The 20,377-nt window shown below is 61.5% G+C and carries 15 protein-coding genes and 1 pseudogene; 5 read left to right on the plus strand and 11 right to left on the minus strand.

Annotated features, from left to right (window positions below):
• The first annotated feature begins 140 nt into the window (after window positions 1-140).
• Window positions 141-1,997 carry a MobH family relaxase gene (gene mobH / locus NH344_RS00350; protein WP_106763553.1) on the plus strand — a complete coding sequence of 619 codons (1,857 nt, stop codon included), beginning with the start codon at window positions 141-143 and terminating at the stop codon, window positions 1,995-1,997.
• Between the two features lie 223 nt (window positions 1,998-2,220).
• On the opposite strand, the gene NH344_RS00355 is transcribed toward mobH, so the two are convergent.
• Window positions 2,221-2,478 (minus strand): glutaredoxin family protein, encoded by a 258-nt coding sequence (locus NH344_RS00355; RefSeq protein ID WP_003821132.1) that lies wholly within the window; start codon window positions 2,476-2,478, stop codon window positions 2,221-2,223.
• A 10-nt stretch (window positions 2,479-2,488) separates the two neighbouring features.
• Complete coding sequence (locus tag NH344_RS00360) at window positions 2,489-3,190, minus strand: DUF305 domain-containing protein (protein WP_003821133.1); 702 nt, start codon at window positions 3,188-3,190, stop codon at window positions 2,489-2,491.
• 180 nt (window positions 3,191-3,370) lie between these two features.
• On the opposite strand from NH344_RS00360, the gene NH344_RS00365 reads away from it, so the two are divergent.
• Window positions 3,371-3,781 carry a hypothetical protein gene (locus NH344_RS00365; protein ID WP_012614065.1) on the plus strand — a complete coding sequence of 137 codons (411 nt, stop codon included), beginning with the start codon at window positions 3,371-3,373 and terminating at the stop codon, window positions 3,779-3,781.
• 155 nt (window positions 3,782-3,936) lie between these two features.
• Here NH344_RS00365 and NH344_RS00370 read toward each other — a convergent pair whose 3' ends face one another.
• The gene (locus tag NH344_RS00370) at window positions 3,937-4,632 is read right to left on the minus strand and encodes a FadR/GntR family transcriptional regulator (RefSeq protein ID WP_003821135.1); all 696 of its coding nucleotides are present in this window, start codon (window positions 4,630-4,632) and stop codon (window positions 3,937-3,939) included.
• A 199-nt stretch (window positions 4,633-4,831) separates the two neighbouring features.
• Here NH344_RS00370 and NH344_RS00375 point away from each other — a divergent pair, with 199 nt between their 5' ends.
• Complete coding sequence (locus NH344_RS00375; protein ID WP_015912832.1) at window positions 4,832-5,374, plus strand: ester cyclase; 543 nt, start codon at window positions 4,832-4,834, stop codon at window positions 5,372-5,374.
• Between the two features lie 181 nt (window positions 5,375-5,555).
• Window positions 5,556-6,059, plus strand: a complete 504-nt coding sequence (locus NH344_RS00380) for a ClbS/DfsB family four-helix bundle protein (protein WP_003821138.1) — start codon at window positions 5,556-5,558, stop codon at window positions 6,057-6,059.
• A gap of 46 nt (window positions 6,060-6,105) precedes the next feature.
• Here NH344_RS00380 and NH344_RS00385 read toward each other — a convergent pair whose 3' ends face one another.
• Window positions 6,106-6,951, minus strand: a complete 846-nt coding sequence (locus NH344_RS00385; RefSeq protein ID WP_024082530.1) for an MFS transporter — start codon at window positions 6,949-6,951, stop codon at window positions 6,106-6,108.
• A gap of 377 nt (window positions 6,952-7,328) precedes the next feature.
• On the minus strand, window positions 7,329-8,783 hold the full coding sequence (merA, locus tag NH344_RS00390) for a mercury(II) reductase (RefSeq protein ID WP_003821139.1): 1,455 nt from the start codon (window positions 8,781-8,783) through the stop codon (window positions 7,329-7,331).
• 122 nt (window positions 8,784-8,905) lie between these two features.
• Between merA and NH344_RS00395 the strand changes: the two genes are divergently transcribed.
• Window positions 8,906-9,478, plus strand: a complete 573-nt coding sequence (locus NH344_RS00395) for a TetR/AcrR family transcriptional regulator (RefSeq protein WP_017638772.1) — start codon at window positions 8,906-8,908, stop codon at window positions 9,476-9,478.
• A 163-nt stretch (window positions 9,479-9,641) separates the two neighbouring features.
• Here NH344_RS00395 and NH344_RS00400 read toward each other — a convergent pair whose 3' ends face one another.
• The 6 genes and pseudogenes from NH344_RS00400 to NH344_RS00425 form a co-directional block, all read right to left on the minus strand.
• Complete coding sequence (locus NH344_RS00400; protein ID WP_253027369.1) at window positions 9,642-10,823, minus strand: MFS transporter; 1,182 nt, start codon at window positions 10,821-10,823, stop codon at window positions 9,642-9,644.
• A gap of 79 nt (window positions 10,824-10,902) precedes the next feature.
• Window positions 10,903-11,289 carry a MerR family transcriptional regulator gene (locus tag NH344_RS00405; protein WP_015912830.1) on the minus strand — a complete coding sequence of 129 codons (387 nt, stop codon included), beginning with the start codon at window positions 11,287-11,289 and terminating at the stop codon, window positions 10,903-10,905.
• Between the two features lie 49 nt (window positions 11,290-11,338).
• Window positions 11,339-12,844, minus strand: a complete 1,506-nt coding sequence (locus NH344_RS00410; protein WP_003821143.1) for an efflux transporter outer membrane subunit — start codon at window positions 12,842-12,844, stop codon at window positions 11,339-11,341.
• A gap of 20 nt (window positions 12,845-12,864) precedes the next feature.
• Entirely contained in the window at window positions 12,865-16,041 is a 3,177-nt protein-coding gene (locus NH344_RS00415) for a multidrug efflux RND transporter permease subunit (protein WP_253027371.1), read from the minus strand.
• Window positions 16,038-17,467 (minus strand): annotated as a pseudogene (locus NH344_RS18305) (efflux RND transporter periplasmic adaptor subunit). Before NH344_RS18305 ends, NH344_RS00415 begins: the two are co-directional and overlap by 4 nt.
• An 87-nt stretch (window positions 17,468-17,554) precedes the next feature.
• Complete coding sequence (locus NH344_RS00425) at window positions 17,555-20,260, minus strand: heavy metal translocating P-type ATPase (protein WP_106763571.1); 2,706 nt, start codon at window positions 20,258-20,260, stop codon at window positions 17,555-17,557.
• Window positions 20,261-20,377 lie beyond the last annotated feature (117 nt).

A 20,377-nucleotide genomic window follows, 5' to 3' on the forward strand; every position in this document is an offset into this window, starting at 1 on the left:
CTGGCACCTGGTTACCGCCTATATGTAAAGGCTTTGAACAAGGGTCAAGGGCGGAAAGGGCAAGGGAATGGGGCGCAAGGGGAAAGGCCCTATCTGGAAAAGGAAAAGGCCCTGTCCCGCTCTCATTTCAGGTCACGGCGATGCTCGCTCTGTTCCAACGAAAACGGCCGCCATTGCCGGAGCCGGCACCGGCGACACCACCGAAAGGGCTGACGCGGCCGGAATCGGCCGCGTCCTTGCTGGCGACGCCGCGTCGGCGAAAGCTGATGGAGCACATCTGGCAGCGCACCTCGCTTTCGCGCAAGCAGTTCACCTCCCTGTACCGTGTGCCACTGGAGCGCTATGCCGAACTGGTGCAGATGTTCCCGGCGTCGGAAAGCCACCACCATGCTTACCTCGGCGGCATGCTCGACCATGGGCTGGAGATCGTCGCCTTCGCGCTCAAGCTGCGGCAATCGCATCTGCTGCCGGCTGGCGCAACACCGGAAGACCAGGCCGCCCAGGCCGAGGCCTGGACGGCGGCCACGGCCTATGCTGCGTTACTCCACGACATCGGCAAGATCGCGGTAGATCTCCACGTCGAGTACGAGGACGGCCGCGTCTGGCACCCCTGGCACGGGCCGCTGCTGCACCCCTATCGCTTCCGCTACAGGGACGACCGAGAGTATCGCCTGCATGGCGCAGCCACCGGCTTGCTCTACCATCAGTTACTCGATGCCGGCATCCTCGACTGGCTCAGCAGCTACCCAGCGCTATGGGCACCGCTGCTCTATGTGCTGGCCGGTCAGTATGAGCATGCGGGCGTGCTGGGCGAGCTCGTCGTTCAGGCGGATCGTGCATCCGTGGCTCAGGAGCTGGGGGGCGATCCCAGCCGCGCCATGGCCGCGCCCAAGCATGCCCTGCAGCGCAAGCTCATCGATGGACTTCGGTATTTGCTGAAGGAGGAGTTGAAGCTGAACCAGCCCCAGGCATCGGACGGCTGGCTGACACAGGATGCCTTGTGGCTGGTGAGCAAGACCGTCTCGGACAAGCTGCGCGCACATCTACTGTCACAAGGCATCGATGGCATCCCCTCGAACAACACGGCCGTCTTCAACGTGTTGCAGGATCACGGCATGCTGCAGCCGGCCCCGGACGGCAAGGCCATTTGGCGTGCCACGGTCAACAGCGAGGCTGGCTGGTCGCACAGTTTTACGCTGCTACGGATGTCACCAGCATTGATCTGGCAGCCGGATGAGCGTCCCGCTCCCTTCGCCGGAACGGTGACGGTGGAAGCGACTTCTGAAACGGGAACCGCCGAACAGCCCGCAGGCAGTTCGGATGAAGCCACCGGCAGCATCGAAACCTGTGCCGACAACATGGCTCTTGCTGCCGGACAGTCGCCTCCCACACCTGCGTCAGCCAACACGACTTTGCCCCAGCCGGAAGGGGAACCTCCTGCGGACGCGGTGGACGATCTGTTGTCCCTGTTCGGACAACCCGCTCAGGAGACCGGCGTAGAGCCCGAGCCCGCTGCTCAGCGCAACAGTGGCCCGCCGACAACTTCTGCCGAGCTGCCCACGAATACCGAAATCAGGCCACCAAAGAACTTGCCTGAAGCTCCTGACTGCGCGGTGCCATCCGGCGAGCACTTCATCGTCTGGCTCCGCCAAGGCATCCAGTCCCGTCGCCTCATCATCAACGATGCGAAAGCACTCGTGCATACCGTGGCGGATACGGTTTATCTGGTCAGCCCTGGCCTGTTTCAGCGCTACGCCCAGGAGCATCCCAGCATCTCGGCGCTCGCCAAGCAGGACAAGGTGCAGGACTGGCAATGGATACAGAAGCGCTTTGAAAAACTCGGACTTCACAGGAAACAGCCGTCGGGTTTGAATATCTGGACATGCGAAGTCATGGGGCCGCGAAAATCCCGTCGATTGCATGGCTACTTGCTCGAAGATCCGTCGCACATATTTGATACCGTTCCCCCGAACAATCCATACCTGTCGCTCAAATAGCAGCCTTCCGAGGAAGAGCCAGAGAGGTAGTTGAAGATGCTGATCGCCTGAGGTTTCTTCTCGTGATGTCAACGACCGCAGGCGAAAGCGCCGAGCGTCGTCGGCGAAGAATGCCTCACGGTCTTGAGCTTTGCGTGCAGACGCGTCCACAACAGCGCTTACAGGGTCCGACCGGGGTCCGCACCGGCGACTCCGCCCGTGACCACGGTCTTCCTTCAGCGGCTCACTGAAGACCGAGCGCCTTCATCAGCCTCGGCTTCTGGCTCGCGAAGGTGCCATAGAAGACCTCGTCGCCGACGATCGTGATCGGGGCCACGCGCACGCCGGTTCGTGACTTGGCCTCCGCGGAAATCTTCGGGTCGGTCAGGTCGCGCTCTTCAAACGCGATGCCCTGCTGGGACAACCACTCCTTTAGTGCCCGGCAGTCCGGGCAAGTTGGAGTGCTATAGATGAGGATGCGCGGGGTGTTGGCTTGGTTCATGGTCGTGCCTTCACTTGCCCCGAGCGACAAGCCAACTCTTCATCATGGCGATCTCGCCTTCCTGCGCGGAGATGACCTCCTGAGCCAACTTGCGGACCTCCGGGTTCTTGCCGTACTGCAGCGCCACCTTGGCCATGTCGATCGCACCCTGGTGGTGCGGGATCATGCCGCGCATGAAGTCCACATCGGCGTCGCCGCTGAAGTCGATCATCATGTCCGCATGCATGCGGTCGTTGCCGGCACGGTAGGCGGCCGTCGAGGCATCGCCCGAGCTGCCGGCCGCCGCCTGCTGGCCGTTGTCGCCCAGCCACTTGTTCATCATGGCGATCTCGCCTTCCTGCACGGTGATGACCTCCTGGGCCAGCTTGTGAACCTCCGGGTCCTTGCCGTACTGCAGCGCCACCTTGGCCATGTCGATCGCGCCCTGGTGGTGCGGGATCATGCCACGCATGAAATCGACGTCGGCGTTGCCAGTGAACTGCGCTCCCATCCCGGCGTGCATCTGGTCGTTCACGGCGCGATACGCGGTCGTGGAAGGACTGTCATTGGCCGAGGCGCTGGAGGGCATCGCGTGCCCTTGGTGACCTCCGCCCGCACTGGCCTGCATCGCTTCACCCGACGGGACGACCACCTTCTTCTGGACGGCCATCAGGCCGGCGGCGACCACGACGGCGCCCGCAATGAACAAGAGGCTGAACTTGTTGACCTTCATGAAAAAACTCCTTGAATGAGGTTGATGGGTTCACTGTAGGGCCTCCCATTGTTGGAAGGTCAAGCCCTTATTTCGCCCGTCACTTGGCGCTGCACGGCGGTGTGCCCATGCCCATTTCAGTTGCAAGTAATTCTCAACAAAGGTAGGATGTTAGGACGTTAATAGCGAGAGTCCAGGATCATGTCCCAGCAACCGAAAGTTCACGACACCAGCGATTTCCCCATCGTCCGCTTCGACGGCGCAAGCATCTACAACGGATACAGCAGCGCCTGGTGCGCGGAAATGGATGAACTCGTCGCCTGCGGAAAGCCCTTCGTGCTTATCTACGTCGCGGGAGGGCCAGAAGAGACTCTCGACGATCGCGCTCAGCGCGGCGTCTGGCTGAAGACTCACAAGGAGACGCTTGGCGGCACATTGCTCGCGCTCATCCACGTCGAACCGGATTCGGATAAGCGAGCCCAGTTGGAGGCCATGCTGCCAAAGCTCGTCCAGGCTTTCGGTACACCGCAGTCCACCCGGGCCACCCACGCCGATGCCGAGGCGCTGGCCCGGTATGTCCTGGCGGGTGGTCGCGTCGAAGATTCGATATGAACAGCACCGTCCGGTCGCTGTAGCGCACCAAGGGCCTATCCATGAGGACCGGCTACCGCGTGCTCTCCGGGAAACAACCCGCGTTCCGATCAACGGGGCCGGCGACCGGCTGCTCGATGGAAAGCGGCATTGCCAGCGCGGGAGTCGCGCTCGGATCAACCCGATTTCTCAAGTGCCGCAATCAGCGGAGCGACCACGTTCCGCACAGCCGCCGCAGCTGCTTCTCCATCCTGGCGCTCGATAGCATCCACGATCGCCTCATGGGTCGCGAGACCCGGCTCGGGCAGTTCCTTGTCCTTCAGCGCAGTCAGCGTGTTCATGCGGACCGAGTTCGCGAAGTAGCGGTACAGCTCAGCCAGCGCGCCGTTGCCGCACATCCCGGCGATCGCGCAGTGGAAAGCCGTATCGGCCTCGGCAAAGGCCGCGCTCGATGCGTGTTGCTCCTGCTCGCCGCGGGCCTTCAACAGTCGGCGCAGCAGCCCAACGTCCGCCTTGGACCGATGCACCGCGGCCAACCTGGCCGCCTCGGTTTCCAGCATGCAGCGCAACGCGAAGTGCTCTCGCAAGCCGGAACGCCCGACACGGCGCATGACCTCGGCCGGATCGATATTGGTTCGCACGTAGGTGCCATCACCCTGGCGGACTTCCAGGACCTGGCCGTGCGAGAGCACGCGAATGGCTTCCCGCACCGTGTTGCGGCCAACCTCCAGCATCTCGGCCAGTTCCTGCTCCCTGGGGATGCGCTCGCCGACCTTCCAGGCGCCTCCCTCGATCTGGCCGCGGATCAGCTCAATCGTCGAATCGACGAGCGAACGCCGCGGCGCCTGTGGGAGTGTGAAGCGGTTATTCATCGCGGTTCTCAAATGACGTAGAGACGGGAGCCCATCGGACCTCGATTGTAGCAACTCAGGCCTTATACATAGGATGATTCTATGTATTTGACAAAAGAGCAATTGCCGACGGCCTGTGCTTCGTTGCGCGCGACATGCGATTTTCCACCACGCCCGTGCGAGCGGGATTTTTTTCAACACCTTTTGGAGTATTTCGACCATGAACAACATGCAGCACGCCCTGTCATTCAGGCCCCTTCGTTCTTCAGACGGCTTGCGCTGCCGTCCGGTGCAGGCTTTGGGAGCGATATTCCTCGGGCTGGCTTCACTCGCCTATAGCGTCACGTCGCAGGCGGCAGATGAGCCAGAGAACGTGAAGGTGGTCCGGCAATACCTTGACGCCTGGAATGGCGGGCGAACCGACGCGATGGAAAAAGTGCTCGATTCCAACGTCGTCTATTTCAATACCAGCAATGAAGCGTCCCGCACTGGGCCTCAAGCCATTACCGAAGTCTCGCAGTTTCTGATGAAAATCCTGCCCGACCGAAAAATGAAAATCCGTTCGCAGCCGGTTGCCTCCGGCGATGGTGTGGCGATCGAGTGGGAATTCACCGCCACCAAGAACAGCAATGGCGGGACGTCGCCCTCCAGTTCGACCATCAGTTATTTCGGCGCGAGCTTCTTCCGTGTTTCGAACGGAAAGATTGTCTATGCCAGCGACTACTACAACCACAACACCATGCAGAAGCAGCTTCAGCAGTAACGTAAATCCGCAAACAGGAAATCACCGACATGTCCCGCTTCATCATGCACAAGCCCTCGGCGCCGCCAGCGCAGCGGTGAGGCAAGCGCTTTTCCTCAATCCAAGGTAATTGCGCTGGTGACTTGATGAATATCTGACACGCCGGTTATCGAGCCTTGTCTCGATGAAATAGAAATCCCGAATGAAACTACCAACCACGAAGCAGGAACTCCTTGACAAGGTTCGCGCCAGCCACCGAAAGCTCGGGGTAGAAGCTGCCACCATTCCCGCCAGCCACTACCGGCACACGGCCATGATCTGGCAGGAGCCGCGCCTGCATACCAACGCTGCGATGGTCCTGGTGGACGTCATCGTCTGGAACACGATGATCCTGCAGTTCGCGCATGATCGGACGCCTGGACCTTCGGCGTCCTTTTACTCGCCGAGTGCGATGGCGCAGCGGGCCGAGCGTCTTTCTGCCGGCTTCCAGCGCCGTTTCGCGGGCAGAGACCTTCGCGAGCTGGAAGCCATGCTCACGGAGGGACAGGACCGGGTGCTCGACTGCGTGGCGCACCATTCGAACGCCTCGCTTTTCGATCCCGCGTTGAGCCCGATGAAGACCCTCGGGCGCAAGATCCAGTTCTTCACCTCCACCGCCTACGACGACGCGCTGTCGAGGCTGCGCCAGTGGAAGCAGGTGCTGTAGCGGCCGAGGCGACCCACTGCGCGGAGCGCCTCTTGCACCGCTCCGATCAGACCGGAGCTGGCAGCGCCGGCTTTCGCGCGGCCTGCCACAGCAGCGGCACCAGGATCAGCGCCAGGGCCGGGAAGATCATCCAGTTGACCGCCTGCCAGCCCGAGCTGTGCAGGATCGATCCCGCGAGGAACGACACGGCCGCCGTGGCGGCGAAGACGAAGAAATCGTTCATGCCCTGCGCCTTGCTGCGCTCGGCCGGGGTGTGGCAATCGGTGACCATCGCCGTCGCGCCGATGAAGCTGAAGTTCCAGCCGATGCCCAGCAGCGCCAGCGAGCCCCAGAAGTGGGACAGGCCGAGCCCGCCCAGGGCCACCACCCCGGAGGCGGCGAGCAGCACCATGCCGACGGCGGTCACGCGCTCCTTGCCGTAGCGCACCATCAGTCGTCCTGTGAAAAAGCTCGGCCCGAACATCGCCAGCAGGTGCCACTGTATTCCTAGGGCGGCGTTGTCCACCGAATGCCCGTGGTTGACCATCGCCACCGGCGCGGCCGTCATCACGAACGCCATCACCCCATAGGACACCACGCCCGCAGCCACGGCCAGCAGATAGCGCGGCATCGCCAAGAGCTGCAGCACCGTCCGACCGCTATCGGCGACTGCTTCGGCCTGGGTCTGGCTCGGCGTGCGCAGCATCAGCAGGATCGGCAAGGCGATCAGCGGCAGCAGCGCCTGGCTGAGGAAGCTGCCAACGTAGGGCGTGCCCGCTACCGCATCGCGCGTGAAGATCACCAACTGCGGCCCGATGATGGCGCCCGCGAGACCGCCCACCATGACCCAGGAAATGGCCTTGGCCTTAAGCGCGTCCTCGGCGGTGACGGCGGCTGCGAAGCAGTAGCCCACAGCAGGAAATCGAACTATGAAACGAATAACCCCTTTCCTTCTGGTCGCAGTACTCGGGGGCACTGAAGCAGGCCAGCGTGTCTACTCATCGCGCATGAATTGCCTGACAACCTTTCAAATTTAGAGAAGATAAATTGAAGTTCTGACGGGAATTTCTCAGTAAAAGAATCCTATCTTTCTCGTCAACAGACTGAACGGCACCCCCTGAGTTTTTATGCATATATTCAAGATCGGCAAATTCTTTAATGATTCACCACAAAAAAGGCGGGAAGCCCATTGAGCGATCCCGTCATAGCAAAAAACTCAAACATGCTCACATCAGGAAACTTTACCCTGAAACGATCCCTTGAAATTTAAGCGCATAGTAATAATAAGATTTAGCCATTAGCCGAATCTTCCAAAGTTGGCGCACTGCTTGCTACGTTTTTAAGCGACTCCGCCATAGTGAAGTACGGAGACCACTGTTTTGCAAGTTGGTCAACCGTAAGTCCTGCGGAGATAATATAGGTTGCAGCTGCAATAACCTCTCCAGCAGATTCGCCTACCATATGAATACCCAGAATCCTTCCTGTCTCACGCTCGGATATCATCTTGATTATCCCTTTGTCGTGACGACTTACAATAGCACGTAGAACAAAGGAAACCGGAATTTCACGAACATCATAGGCAATTTGGGCCGCCTCAGCCTGCATAGGAGTCATGCCGACAGCAGCCATCTCGGGCGACGTGAAAATGACGCGGGGCAAGGCGGTGTAGTCTAGGGACCGAGGCTCGTTGCCCAGAGCATTGCTCGCGGCCACGGTCCCCTGCGCACTAGCGACATACACTAATTGAGCCATACCAGTGACATCGCCCGCTGCCCAGATGCGAGGATTTGAGGTTCGCAGATGTTCGTCCACAATTATTTCGCCTCGATCGCCCCTGGACACATTGACAGCATCCAAGTTGAGTCCTTCAGTTGCCGGACGGCGCCCCGTCGCTATGAGAATCTTATGGGCGAAAATTTGCTGAGTACGTCCTTCGGCGACGACAGTTGCAAGCACCCCGCTCTCGTGTGGTACGACGTTTGTCAGATTGGCGCCAGTATGGAACATGATGCCCTCCGCTGACAGCGCCTGCTCCAGTGCCGCAGAAATCGCGGGATCCTCGAACGGTGCAATTCGAGGAGCTATCTCGACCACTTCAACCTTGCTGCCCAGTCGAGCGAACAATTGACCTTGCTCCAGACCGATCGCATTGCCGCCGACGACCAGCATGGACTCAGGCACCTGCTCAAGGGACATGGCCGAGCCGGAAGTGAGAAAGTCCACCTCACTGAGGCCAGGAATGGAAGGAATGAATGGCGCTGCCCCACTGGCGATCAGTACCTGCTTGGCGTACACCAGGTTTGTGTTTCCGTCTGAGTCCGCGACGACGAGCGCTACGATATCTGGCTCATCTGACGCTACAAAGGTCGCCTTGCCGCGAAATACCGCAATACCTGCATCCTTGGGTGCTTGTACATGGAAAGACTGCCGGAAGTGCCCGATCATTTGATCTTTATCTCTGACAAGCAAAGACAAGTCGACAGGCCCGGCCGAGGTCGCTATACCTGGGAACTTCCCATGCGCAGCAGACATGCGAGCAGAAGCCGCCGCAAGCAACGTCTTTGAAGGAACGCATCCTACATTGAGACAGGTCCCTCCTGCCAACCCCTGTTCGATCATGGCGACTGTTTTGTCGAGCCTACGTGCTTCGTTCGCTGCGGCTCTAGCCGCCGAACCGGAACCTATCGTGACTAGATCATAGATGACGGAGGGCTGTTGTGCGGAAGCCGCTGTTGTCGTGTTCATAAAAGAAGCCTCAAGGAAATTGCAAAGAAAGAGACAGATCGGTCTCCTTGAGGGATTGTAGACAACCCTGTCTCCTTGTGTCAACATGTCGCGTATGAATCCTCACAACGATGAATAACATCATGGACAAAAAAGAACAGTTAGTCGCAACTGCCTTTAACCTTTTTTATAAGTACGGCATTCATGCTGTTGGCATCAATCGGGTACTTGAAGAGTCCGGCATTGCCAAGAAAACGCTATATAACCATTTCTCCAGCAAGGAAGATCTAATTGCTGCGACCGTCGAATATTGTGATCAGCAGTATTTCTCTTGGCTCGATTTGCGTTTGCACGAAGCGACGCCAGGTAGGGACGCCTTGTATGCCATGCTTGATGCTTTTGACGATCTGTTTCAGGGTCTCGATCAATCCAAGCCACTTTTCTTGGGTTGTTATTTCATTAATGTCAGCGCCGAATTCAGCAATCCGGATCATGATATACATAAGCTTTGCGCCCGAAACAAAGAGGCTATGCTGCGATGGATCACACACCACACTTCACTTGTCATAACGTCCAGAGAATCGATAGTTCAAATCTCTGAAACAATTGCTATGTTGCTTGAAGGGGCGATTATTCAGGCTCACGTTCTTGGAGATCTGCACGCTGCTCGCAAAGCCAAAGCCGTGGTTAAACTGCTTCTTGATAAATCTAACTAACTAACTAACTAACTAAATTCATCTGTCCATACAACTCTTTGACCATCAATAAAGGTGGAACGGCAAAGTAGCTTTCCGAAGTTTCAGCAGTGGAGACAAGTCGTGTAGTGCCGGAACGGGCCACTTATCGGCTTCCAGTCCTCGATCAATGCCCCAAGTCAAGTCAGTTGCAACCGTACCGCCCCTGCCACAGCAGCGGCACCAAGATCAGCGCCAAGGCCGGGAAGATCATCCAGTTGACCGCTTGCCAGCCCGAGCTGTGCAGGATCGACCCCGCGAGGAACGACACGGCCGCCGTGGCGGCGAAGACGAAGAAGTCGTTCATGCCCTGCGCCTTGCCCCGCTCGGCCGGGGTGTGGCAGTCGGTGACCATCGCCGTGGCGCCGATGAAACTGAAATTCCAGCCGATGCCCAGCAGCGCCAGCGAGCCCCAGAAGTGGGGCAGGCCGAGCCCGCCCAGGGCCACCACCCCGGAGGCGGCGAGCAGTACCATGCCGACGGCGGTCACGCGCTCCTTGCCGTAGCGCACCATCAGTCGTCCGGTGAAGAAGCTCGGCCCGAACATCGCCAGCAGGTGCCACTGGATGCCCAGGGCGGCGTTGTCCACCGAATGTCCATGGTTGACCATCGCTACAGGTGCGGCCGTCATCACGAACGCCATCACCCCATAGGACACCACGCCCGCAGCCACCGCCAGCAGATAGCGCGGCATCGCCAAGAGCTGCAGCACCGTCCGACCGCTATCGGCGACTGCTTCGGCCTGGGTCTGGCGCGGCGTGCGCAACATCAGCAGGATCGGCAAGGCGATCAGCGGCAGCAGCGCCTGGCTGAGGAAGCTGCCGACGTAGGGCGTGCCCGCTACCGCGTCGCGTGTGAAGATCACCAACTGCGGCCCGATGATGGCGCCCGCGAGGCCGCCCACCATGACCCAGGAAATGGCCTTGGCCTTGAGCGTGTCCTCGGCGGTGTCGGCGGCTGCGAAGCGGTAGCTCTGCACATACGCGCCGTAGAAGCCGGCCAGGAAGGTGCCGGCGCAGAAGATCCAGAACGAAGCCAGCATGATGCCCAGCGCGGCGATCAGGCCCGAGGCTACGCCGAAGCCGACCCCGACCACGTACCCGTTACGGCGGCCATGGTGCCGCATGATGAAGGCGGCAGGCAAGGTGCCGATGGCAAGACCCAGGCCGAACAGACTCACGGGCAAGGTGATCCAGGCCGAATTCTTGGCAAGCTGCTGGCCGACCAGCCCACCCAGCGACATCACGATGGGCGCGCTGGCGCCGCCGAGCGCCTGCGCGGCGGTGAGAACGCCGATGTTTCGGCGCGTGATGCTCTGGTCGGTCATGGGCGTCTTTCTTATTCGTTTGTCTGGCCGGAAATATTACACGCATGAATATATATTCAGTTATATGGACATGCGATGCTCACGAACCATCGCGAGCCGGTCCATCCTCGGAAGCCCCGGCGGAAGCAGCACCGTGCAGGGCCAATGCGAGCAGGTGCTCTTTCACCTGGATCAGTTGCTCCATGCGTTCCTCAACACAGGCGAGATGGCCTTGGACAGCCTGCCTTAGCAGCTCAGGTTCCAGGAACCCCTCATGTGCCCAACCCAGTAGGCGGCGCACGTCATCCAGGCCGATTCCCGAGGCACGGTAGTTGCGAATCAGGTGAAGCCGTTCGACATGGGCCGGGCCATAGCGCCGATAGTTGTTGCGTGACCGCTCCGGGGCTTGCAACAGGCCCTCCCGCTCGTAGAACCGAATGTTCTCCGGGGGGGTGCCCGTCAAGCGCGCAAGTTCACCGATCCTCATCCGGTTCTCCGTGCGCAACGATGGGGAACGCCGCCGTTGCGCATAGCCCTTATCCCGGCGACCGGGCGGATGGTTGCCCGGTGGCGCCCGATTGCACCGTGTGCTCAGTCCAGCCGCCACCCAGCGCCTTGTAGAGGTGGATGAGGTTGTTCAGCCGCGTCAGGCGCGTGCGCACCAGGGTCTGCTGCGCACCGTACTGTGTGCGTTGCGCATCGAGCAAGGTGAGGTTGTCGTCCACGCCTTCCTGGAAGCGTTGCTCGGCTAGTTGGTAGGCTTTCTGGCTAGCCGCTACCAGGAGCTGCTCCGAGCGGATCTGCTCATCAAGCGTGCGCTTGCCCGCCAAGCCGTCAGCCACCTCAGCAAAGGCCGCCTGGATAGACTTCTCGTAGTTGGCGATTTCGATCCTCTTTTGTACCTGTGCCACGTCCAGATTGGCTCGCAACGCGCCGCCGCGGAAGATGGGCAGCGTGATCTGCGGCAGGAAGCTCCAGGCCCGCGAGCCCGAATCGAACAGGCCGTCCAGCGAAGCGCTGGCCGTGCCCGCCGAGCCCGTGAGGCTAATCGTCGGGAAGAACGCGGCCCGCGCCGCGCCGATGTTGGCGTTGGCGCCGATCAGCATCTGCTCGGCGGCGCGGATGTCCGGCCGACGCGCGAGCAGTTCGGACGGCAGGCCGCTCGGCAGGTCGGTCGGCACGATGTCGTCCGGCAGCGCCACGGCCTCGTCAAGCTGCCGGGACAGCTCCGGCGTCAGCGGCTGGCCCAGCAGCAGCACCAGCGCGTTGCGGTCCTTGGCCGCCTGCCGCGTGTAGGCGGCGCGGTTGGCCTCGGCGGTGCGCAGCGCGATCTCCGCGCGGCGCAGGTCGAGCTGCGTGGAATTTCCCGCTTCCACCAGTTGGGTGGTCAGGTCATAGGAGCGCTTCTGTGTGGCGAGGGTGTCGCTCGTCAGGCGCAGCAGTTCCTGGTCGGCGCGCAGCGTGAGGTAGGCGCTGGCCACCTCGGACACCAGGCTCATCTGCGTGGCGATGCGGGTCTCGTCGAGGGCCAGGTAGGACGCCAGCGCCCGGTCGTTGAGGCTGCGGATGCGGCCCCACAGGTCCAGCTCCCAGGCGGCCGTCACCCCGGCCACGTCGTAGCGCCGGAGCACGTCGCTTTGCCCCGTGGTACTGAGGTCGGCCGGTACGCGCTCTGACGCGCCGCGGGCGGAAACGCCCAGGTTCGGCAGCATCTCGGCACGCTGGATACGGTACAGCGCCTGAGCCGCCTCCACGTTGAGCGCGGCTTTGTGCATGTCGCGGTTGTTCTCCAGCGAAATGCCGATCAACTGCTGCAGCAGCGGGTCGCGGAAGAAGTCCCGCCAACCGATCTCGGCCGTGATCGCGTCGTCGGGCGTCGCGGCCGCCAGTTCCACATAGGCCGCGCCCGAGGGATAGGCCGTGTCGATCGGCGCTGCGGGCCGGTCATACTTCGGTGCCATGGAGCAGCCAGCCAGCGCCGCCGCGAGGGCGAGCGGCGCCAGCGTCCTGGCGGGTCGTGTGAATGCGAAAGATGTTTTCATGTCGTATGTCCTCCTGGCCGTCATGCGTGCTGGTCGGTCATGCCGCCACGGGCATGGCGCGCTTCGCGGCGCAGCGCCAGCTTGCGCACCACAACGTAGAACACCGGCGTCAGCACCAGGCCGAATACCGTCACGCCCAGCATGCCGGCGAACACCGCGATGCCCATGGCGTGGCGCATCTCGGCGCCCGCACCGCTGGCCAGCACCAGCGGCACCACGCCAGCGATGAAGGCGAACGACGTCATCAAGATCGGGCGCAGCCGCAAGCGCGCGGCTTCGAGCACGGCTGCCAGCGGATCGGCCCCTTCGCTTTCCTTCGCGCGGGCGAACTCCACGATCAGGATCGCGTTCTTGGCAGCCAGGCCGACCAGCACCACGAAACCGATCTGCGTGAAGATGTTGTTGTCGCCCCCAGAGAGCCAGACGCCGGCGATCGCCGAGAGCAGCGCCATGGGTGCAATCAGCAGCACAGCGAACGGCAGCGACCAACTGTTGTACTGGGCCGCCAGGAACAGGAAGGCGAGCAGCACCGCCAGCGCGAAGATGTAGATCGCCGTGTTGCCAACCCGTTTTTCCTGGAAAGTCAGGTCCGTCCATTCGTAGGTCATACCGTCCGGCAGCGATTCGCTCACGATCTTCTCAATCGCGGCGGTGGCCTGGCCGGACGAGTAGCCCGGCGCTGGCCCGCCGCTGATGTCGGCCGAGGGAAAGCCGTTGTAATGCATCACCCGGTCGGGGCCGGAACTGCGCTCGATGGTCGCGATCGCGCTCAGCGGGATCATGTCGCCCGCTGCATTGCGCACCTTGAGCATGCCTATGTCCTCAGCCTGCATGCGGAACTGCGCATCGGCCTGGGCCATGACCCGGTAGGTGCGACCGAAGCGGTTGAAGTCGTTGACGTAGAGCGAGCCAAGGTTGACCTGCAGGGTGTCGAACACCTCGGTCAGCGATACGCCCTGCGACTTGGCCTTCACCCGGTCGATGTCCACCTGCAACTGCGGCGCATTGGTCTGGAAGCTGGCGAGCATGTTCGCCAGCTCGGGCGCCTGCATGGCCTTGCCCATGATCTGGCCCTGTGCCTGCGCAAGCGCCTCGGGACCCAGGCCCGCCCGGTCCTCGATCTGCAGCTTGAAGCCGCCCATCGAACCCAGGCCCGGCACCGGCGGCGGCGGGAAGATGCCAACGAAGCCGTCCGGGATCTGGCTGAACTTGCCCATGAGCTTGCCCTGGATGGCGAAGGCCGACAGCGACGGGTCCTTGCGCTCATCGAAGGGCTTGAGCATGGCGAACATCAGCGCGGTGTTCGGCTGGTTCACCGGTCCATTGACCGACAGGCCCGGGAAGGCCACCACGCTCTCGACGCCCGGCTCAGCCAGTGCGATCTTGGTCATCTCCTTGACGACCGCCTCGGTGCGATCCAGCGAGGCGCCGGTCGGAAGCTGGGCGATGCCCACGAGATAGTACTTGTCCTGGGCCGGCACGAAGCCCGCAGGCACCTTGTGGAAGCCCAGCCAGGTCAGGCCCAGGAAGCCGACGTAGAGCAGCAGCACGATGGCGCTGCCGCGCACCGCGCGGCGCACGCCCCCGACGTAGGAATTCGAGGCGCGATCGAAGAAGCGGTTGAAGCGGCGGAAGAAGCCGCCGAACACGCCGTCGATGATGCGCGTGAGACGATCGGGCTTGGCCGCGCCGTGGTGCGGCTTGAGCAGGATGGCGGCCAGCGCTGGCGACAGCGTAAGCGAGTTGATCGCCGACAGGATGGTCGAGAACGCGATGGTCAGCGCGAACTGGCGATAGAACTCGCCCTGCAGCCCCGACAGGAACGCCGAGGGGATGAAGACCGCTGCCAGCACCGAGGTGATGGCCAGGATCGGGCCAGTCACTTCATCCATCGCCTTGCGCGCCGCATCCTTGGGCGATTCGCCCAGCGCCATGTGGCGCTCCACGTTCTCCACCACCACGATGGCGTCATCCACCACGATGCCGATGGAGAGCACGAGGCCAAACAGCGACAGCGTGTTCAGCGAGAAGCCGAACATGTGCATCACCGCGAACGTGCCGACCAGCGAGACCGGCACGGCGATCAGTGGAATGATCGACGCGCGCCAAGATTGCAGGAACAGCACCACCACGATCACCACCAGCAGGGTGGCCTCAAGCAGCGTCATCGTCACGGACTTGAGTGAGGCGCGCACGAAGACGGTGGGATCGTAAGCAATGCGGTACTCCAGCCCTTGTGGAAAGTCCGCTTGCAAGCGCTCCATGGTGGCACGCACCGCGTCGGAAGTGTCCAGGGCGTTGGCACCGGGGCTTGTTAGAATTTGCAGGCCCACCGCGTTGTCGCCGTCGAGCAGGCCACGCATAGCATAGTTGTCAGCGCCCATCTGCAGTCGTGCTACGTCACGCAGCTTTGTCACCGCGCCTTGCTCACTGACATTGACAACGATGTCGCCGAATTGCTCTTCGGTGGTCAAGCGCCCCATCGCACTGACGCTGACCTGAAAGGCCGACGACGCATCGGGCTGCTGGCCCACTGAGCCGGCGACCACCTCCACGTTCTGCTCGCGGATGGCCGCGACCACATCGCCTGCCGTCAAGCCGCGTGAGGCTACTTTGGTCGGATCGAGCCAGACGCGCATGGCATATTCGCCCTCACCGCCGATGATTACGTTGGCAACCCCGGACAGTCGTGCGAGTTCGTCGCGCACATGCAGCATTGAGTAGTTGGAGACATAGAGCGGATCGTACTGATTGCCGGGCGAGAGCATATGCACGACCATCAGAATATCTGGCGACGTTTTTTCGGTGACTACACCGATGCGCTGCACCTCCTCGGGAAGGCGCGGCAGTGCTCGTGATACGCGGTTCTGTACCTGAATCTGGGCAAAGTCGGGGTCGATACCTTGCTGGAACGAAATGGTCAGCACCATTTGGCCGTCAGTCGCGGTCTGAGAGGCCATGTAGATCATGCCTTCGACGCCATTGACGGCCTGCTCCAGAGGCGCGGCCACCGTATCAGCGATCACCTGCGGATTTGCACCCGGGTAGCTGGCAGTTACTTGTACTGTGGGTGGGGTAACCGAGGGGTACTCGCTCAAGGGGAGTTGGAACACTGCCATCGCACCGGCAATCAGCATTAGCACCGAGAGCACAACGGCGAAGATTGGCCGGTTGATGAAGAAATGAGGGAATTTCATGAGCGGGACTCCTCCTCACCAGGACGGGTATCAGCCGCCGGACTGTCAGAGTGTTCCGTATCAGCCGCTGCGTCGCTTGAGTCGGCAGCGCCAGTGGACTGCTGCATCGGCACGACATTCGGCGTGATGGGCATGCCGGGGCGCACCAGCCCCTTGAGGACGATCTGTTCACCTTCATTCAGTCCGCCCTCGACGACACGCAGCCCGTCGCGTATCGGCCCGAGTTGGATAGGCCGGTATTGCGCCGTGCTTTCAGCATCGACCACCAGTACATAGTTGCGGTCCTGGTCACTGCCGACGGCCTGATCGTCAATCAGAATGGTCTGGCGCTCAGTGCCAGTAGCAAGTCTGGCTCGCGCAAACATGCCGGGCGTCAGATAACCGTCTGGATTGGGCATGACAGCCCTGGCGCGGACAGTGCCCGTGCCCCGATCAACCTGGTTACCGACAAAATCTAGCGTGCCCTGGAACGGAAAATTGTTGTCCTTGCCCAGGCCGACCTGGACGAGCAAGGCGCTGTTTTCTGGCCTGGAGGCGTCAGGGCGTGCATTGCCTATATGGTTGAGATAGGTGCCTTCGTCAATGTCGAAATAAACGTACATCGGATCGACCGAAACAATGGTCGTGAGCAGCGTTGCCGCGCCCGCGCCACCACCGCTGACCAGATTGCCCTCGGTCACCAGCATGCGATCCACCCGGCCTGCGATCGGTGCGGTCACCCGTGCATAGGACAGGTCGAGCCGGGCGGCAGCCACGCGGCTTTTGCCGCTTGAACCTGCGCCTGTCGTGCATTGCGTGCGGAGACAGCATCGTCATAGGTCTTGCGCGATACCGCACCGGTGGATACCAGCCGCTCGGCACGCTCGAAATCGCTTTGCGCCTGAGCGGTCAGCACTTCGGCCTGGTGCAGTTGTGCCTGAGCGGTGTCGAGAGCGACCTGGAAGGGGCGCGGATCAATCTGAAACAGCAACTGGCCCTTGCTGACCAGACTGCCTTCAGGGACGCTGACCGCGTCGATGGCGCCCCCGACGCGCGAACGTAGCTCCACCGTTTCAGGTGCGGCGAGGTAGCCCGTGAACTCGACCGTCGGTGTCATGGTGCGCACGATTACCTCGGCCACCGGCACCCGAGGCGCCATTGCGCCGGGAGGCCCGCCTGCAGCCGGCCCTTCATTGTTGGATGCGTTGCGGCTGACAACGGCAATGCCCACGCCAGCGACGATTGCCACCGCCAGCAGAACTACTCCAATTTTCTTTTTCATGATGAAAATGACCCTTGCTGTGTGCTCCGCCTCAAGACCACTGTGCGGCGTTGGTGAGGACTCTAGAGGTTTCAATAGTTGGAAGGTCAAGCTCCCGCGAGGAAAAAACTTCCCGGCTTCCCTGACCTCCGCCGTTGACCTTGTGATGGCGAAAGCCGGAGGCATCGAATCTCAACGTCACGAGAATCGGCACCTCCGGCGCACCTGCGGCACACTGGCTTAGCAATGCAGACCTATGTCCAGCCGCTGCCGTCAGTGCGCAGCCTGGGGCTGAGGCGAGCGCGTCGGATGGCCGGTGTCGCGGTCGTCGTCCACACTTTGGGCACCCTTGAACCTCAGCAGGCGCAGCGCATTGAGCGTGACCAGCGCTGTAGCGCCGGTATCGGCCAGAACCGCGACCCACAGGCCCGTCATGCCGAACACGGTGGTGACCAGAAACAAGCCCTTGAGGCCAAGTGCAAACACCACGTTTTGATGGATGTTCGCCATGGTGGCGCGTGACAGTGCTACCAAGTGCGCCACGTCCGTCACGCGGCTCTTGAGCAGCGCCGCATCTGCGGTTTCCAAGGCCACGTCCGTACCGCCACCCATGGCGATACCCACGTCGGCAGTCGCCAGAGCCGGCGCGTCATTGATGCCGTCGCCGACCATGGCCACCTTGGCATCACGCTTCATGTTGTTGACCAGATCCAGCTTGTCCTGCGGCAACAGTTCGGCCTTCCAGTCGATTCCCAAGCTGTCGGCAATGGCTTGTGCGGTACGCTGGTTGTCGCCCGTGAGCATCACGGAGCGAACGCCCATGGCCTTGAGCTGAGCGACACCTTCGCTTGCATCGCGGCGCGGCTCATCGCGCAACGCAAGCAGTCCCAGAGTCTCCTTGCTACGCTCGTCGAACAGAACCGCAACAGTCTTGCCGCTGTTCTCCAGCGCTTCGATTTCCTTACGCTGCTGGGCCGACAGCGTAGCTACCTGACCCGCGTGAGATGGGGAACCCACTGCCAGCATTTTGCCGCCCACAGTGGCTCGCACCGCTTTGCCGGCAATCGCCGATGCCTCCGATGCTTTGGGAATGGCCGTATCCGTGCTTTCTGCATGGACGACGATAGCCTTGGCCAGTGGGTGGTTCGACCCGGACTCGACGGCGGCGGCCAGCGCCAGCACCTGCTTTTGTCTGAGCTGACCAAAAGGAACTACCTCGGTCACGCGCGGCTTGCCCTCGGTCAGCGTGCCGGTTTTGTCGAAGGCGATGGAGCGGACACGGCCAATGGTTTCCAGCGCGTTGCCGCCTTTGATCAGCAGCCCTCGACGCGTCGCAACCGCAAGACCCGAGGCAATCGCCGCCGGAGTGGAGAGCACCAGTGCGCAGGGGCAGGCAATCAACAGAAGAGCCAGGCCACGGTACAGCCAGGTACTCCAGTCCCCCCCCATGGCCAACGGCGGCACCACCACGATCAGCGCGGCGATGGCCATTACGGCCGGGGTGTAGTAGCGGCTGAACTTCTCGATGAAGCGGGCCGTGGGCGCCTTGGAGGATTGCGCCTGTTCAACCAGTTGGATGATGCGCGAGATGGTGTTGTCCGACGCGGCCTTTTCCACCCGGACTTCCAGCACACCGTCGACGTTGATCGAGCCGGCGAAAACAGTGTTGCCAGCAGCCTTTTGACGCGGCACGGATTCTCCCGTGATCGGCGACTCATCGAGGCTGGATTCGCCACGCAGGATCTCTCCATCGGCAGGTACTCGGTCGCCTGGCCTGACCAATACAGTGTCATTGACCTTCAGCGAGGCAGCCGGGACGGTACGCTGACCTCCATTGGGATCGAGCAGCACCGCTGTCTTGGGAACCAGTGATGCCAGTGCCTTGATGCCAGCTCTGGCACGACCGGCGGCTACGCTTTCCAACAGCTCACCGACCGAGAACAGGAAGACCACTGCTGCTGCCTCTTCAGCCTCACCGATGAACAGCGCACCAATCGCAGCGACTGACATCAGGGTTTCAATGGAGAAAGGCGAACCGGATCTCGCCAGCGCGAACGCTTTGCGCGCAAATGGCGTGACACCCGCAATCACGGCAGCAGCGAATATCCATTCGCCGTAGAGCGGCAGCAGCAGGGTCATGGCATAGGCCGAAGCCATCAGCACACCCAATCCGATCACATGCTTGCCTTTTTTCGTCTGCCACCAGCGGCGGTTCTGAATGCTAGTGGCCGGGACAGAGACTGCGCCGGTATCAGAGCCGTCATGGCGGCGTACATCGGAGACTCCGAAACCCAGGCTCTTGATAGTCTTCTCGATGTCGCCGAGCTGCGTGGGAACGCCGGATGCGAGCGTCAGCTCCAGTGTCTCGGCGGTGAAGTTGATGCGTGCGTCGGACACGCCGACCATGCGCGCGAGGGCCGTTTCAATCTTGCCGACGCAACTGGCACAGTCCATGCCTTCGACGCGCATGGAGACGTTGGGTGGCGTGCTGGGTGCAGTACGGATGGCAGGAGCAGCCGCCGCGTGGTCATGCCCGCTGCAGGCTCCGTGCTCGTGGCCGTGGCCATGCTTGTGATCGTGTCCGTGGTCATCACCGCATGCCTTTCCGTGTGCATGATTGTGCCCGTGGTCGTGAGCATGCCCATGGTCATGGTGACCGCCGCAGCCGGCATGGCCATGCGCGTGGGCCGCCTGGCGCGGTACGGGCACCGGGGACACTTCGGACGTGGGCAGTTCCTGCACGTCGAAGCCCAGGGATCGGATTTTCTTGGCGATATCCCGCGTAGTCGCACGGCTGTGCGGTTCACGCCTCAAGATGAGCGTCTCGCTCGCAAAATTGACCTGCACGTCCGACAGGCCGTCGAGGCGGCCAAGGGCCGTCTCGATCTTGCCGACGCAGCTCGCGCAGTCCATCCCTTCAACGCGAAAGCCGAGGTGTTCCCCAGCTTCTTCGCTACGGTCTATTTTTTCCAAAGACATATCGATCTCCAATTTCTCCGAATACCTCACACGGTGGAATGCGCCGCAGACCGATCTGACCGCCTTATCAATAACAAACACATGGACATACGTTCATATGTTTGTTATGAAAAAAAG

This window comes from Halomonas sp. Ps84H-12, from assembly GCF_024124725.1.
GTDB classification, from domain to species: domain Bacteria; phylum Pseudomonadota; class Gammaproteobacteria; order Pseudomonadales; family Halomonadaceae; genus Vreelandella; species Vreelandella aquamarina.

What these genes read in the sequence shown, in the direction of transcription:
- NH344_RS00400 (WP_253027369.1), bottom strand. Translation starts at nt 10,823, where the DNA reads ATGACCGACCAGAGCATCACGCGCCGAAACATCGGCGTTCTCACCGCC.
- NH344_RS00405 (WP_015912830.1), bottom strand. Translation starts at nt 11,289, where the DNA reads ATGAGGATCGGTGAACTTGCGCGCTTGACGGGCACCCCCCCGGAGAAC.
- merA (WP_003821139.1), bottom strand. Translation starts at nt 8,783, where the DNA reads ATGAACACGACAACAGCGGCTTCCGCACAACAGCCCTCCGTCATCTAT.
- NH344_RS00370 (WP_003821135.1), bottom strand. Translation starts at nt 4,632, where the DNA reads ATGAATAACCGCTTCACACTCCCACAGGCGCCGCGGCGTTCGCTCGTC.
- NH344_RS00415 (WP_253027371.1), bottom strand. Translation starts at nt 16,041, where the DNA reads ATGAAATTCCCTCATTTCTTCATCAACCGGCCAATCTTCGCCGTTGTG.
- mobH (WP_106763553.1), top strand. Translation starts at nt 141, where the DNA reads ATGCTCGCTCTGTTCCAACGAAAACGGCCGCCATTGCCGGAGCCGGCA.
- NH344_RS00355 (WP_003821132.1), bottom strand. Translation starts at nt 2,478, where the DNA reads ATGAACCAAGCCAACACCCCGCGCATCCTCATCTATAGCACTCCAACT.
- NH344_RS00395 (WP_017638772.1), top strand. Translation starts at nt 8,906, where the DNA reads ATGGACAAAAAAGAACAGTTAGTCGCAACTGCCTTTAACCTTTTTTAT.
- NH344_RS00375 (WP_015912832.1), top strand. Translation starts at nt 4,832, where the DNA reads ATGAACAACATGCAGCACGCCCTGTCATTCAGGCCCCTTCGTTCTTCA.
- NH344_RS00410 (WP_003821143.1), bottom strand. Translation starts at nt 12,844, where the DNA reads ATGAAAACATCTTTCGCATTCACACGACCCGCCAGGACGCTGGCGCCG.
- NH344_RS00425 (WP_106763571.1), bottom strand. Translation starts at nt 20,260, where the DNA reads ATGTCTTTGGAAAAAATAGACCGTAGCGAAGAAGCTGGGGAACACCTC.
- NH344_RS00360 (WP_003821133.1), bottom strand. Translation starts at nt 3,190, where the DNA reads ATGAAGGTCAACAAGTTCAGCCTCTTGTTCATTGCGGGCGCCGTCGTG.
- NH344_RS00365 (WP_012614065.1), top strand. Translation starts at nt 3,371, where the DNA reads ATGTCCCAGCAACCGAAAGTTCACGACACCAGCGATTTCCCCATCGTC.
- NH344_RS00380 (WP_003821138.1), top strand. Translation starts at nt 5,556, where the DNA reads ATGAAACTACCAACCACGAAGCAGGAACTCCTTGACAAGGTTCGCGCC.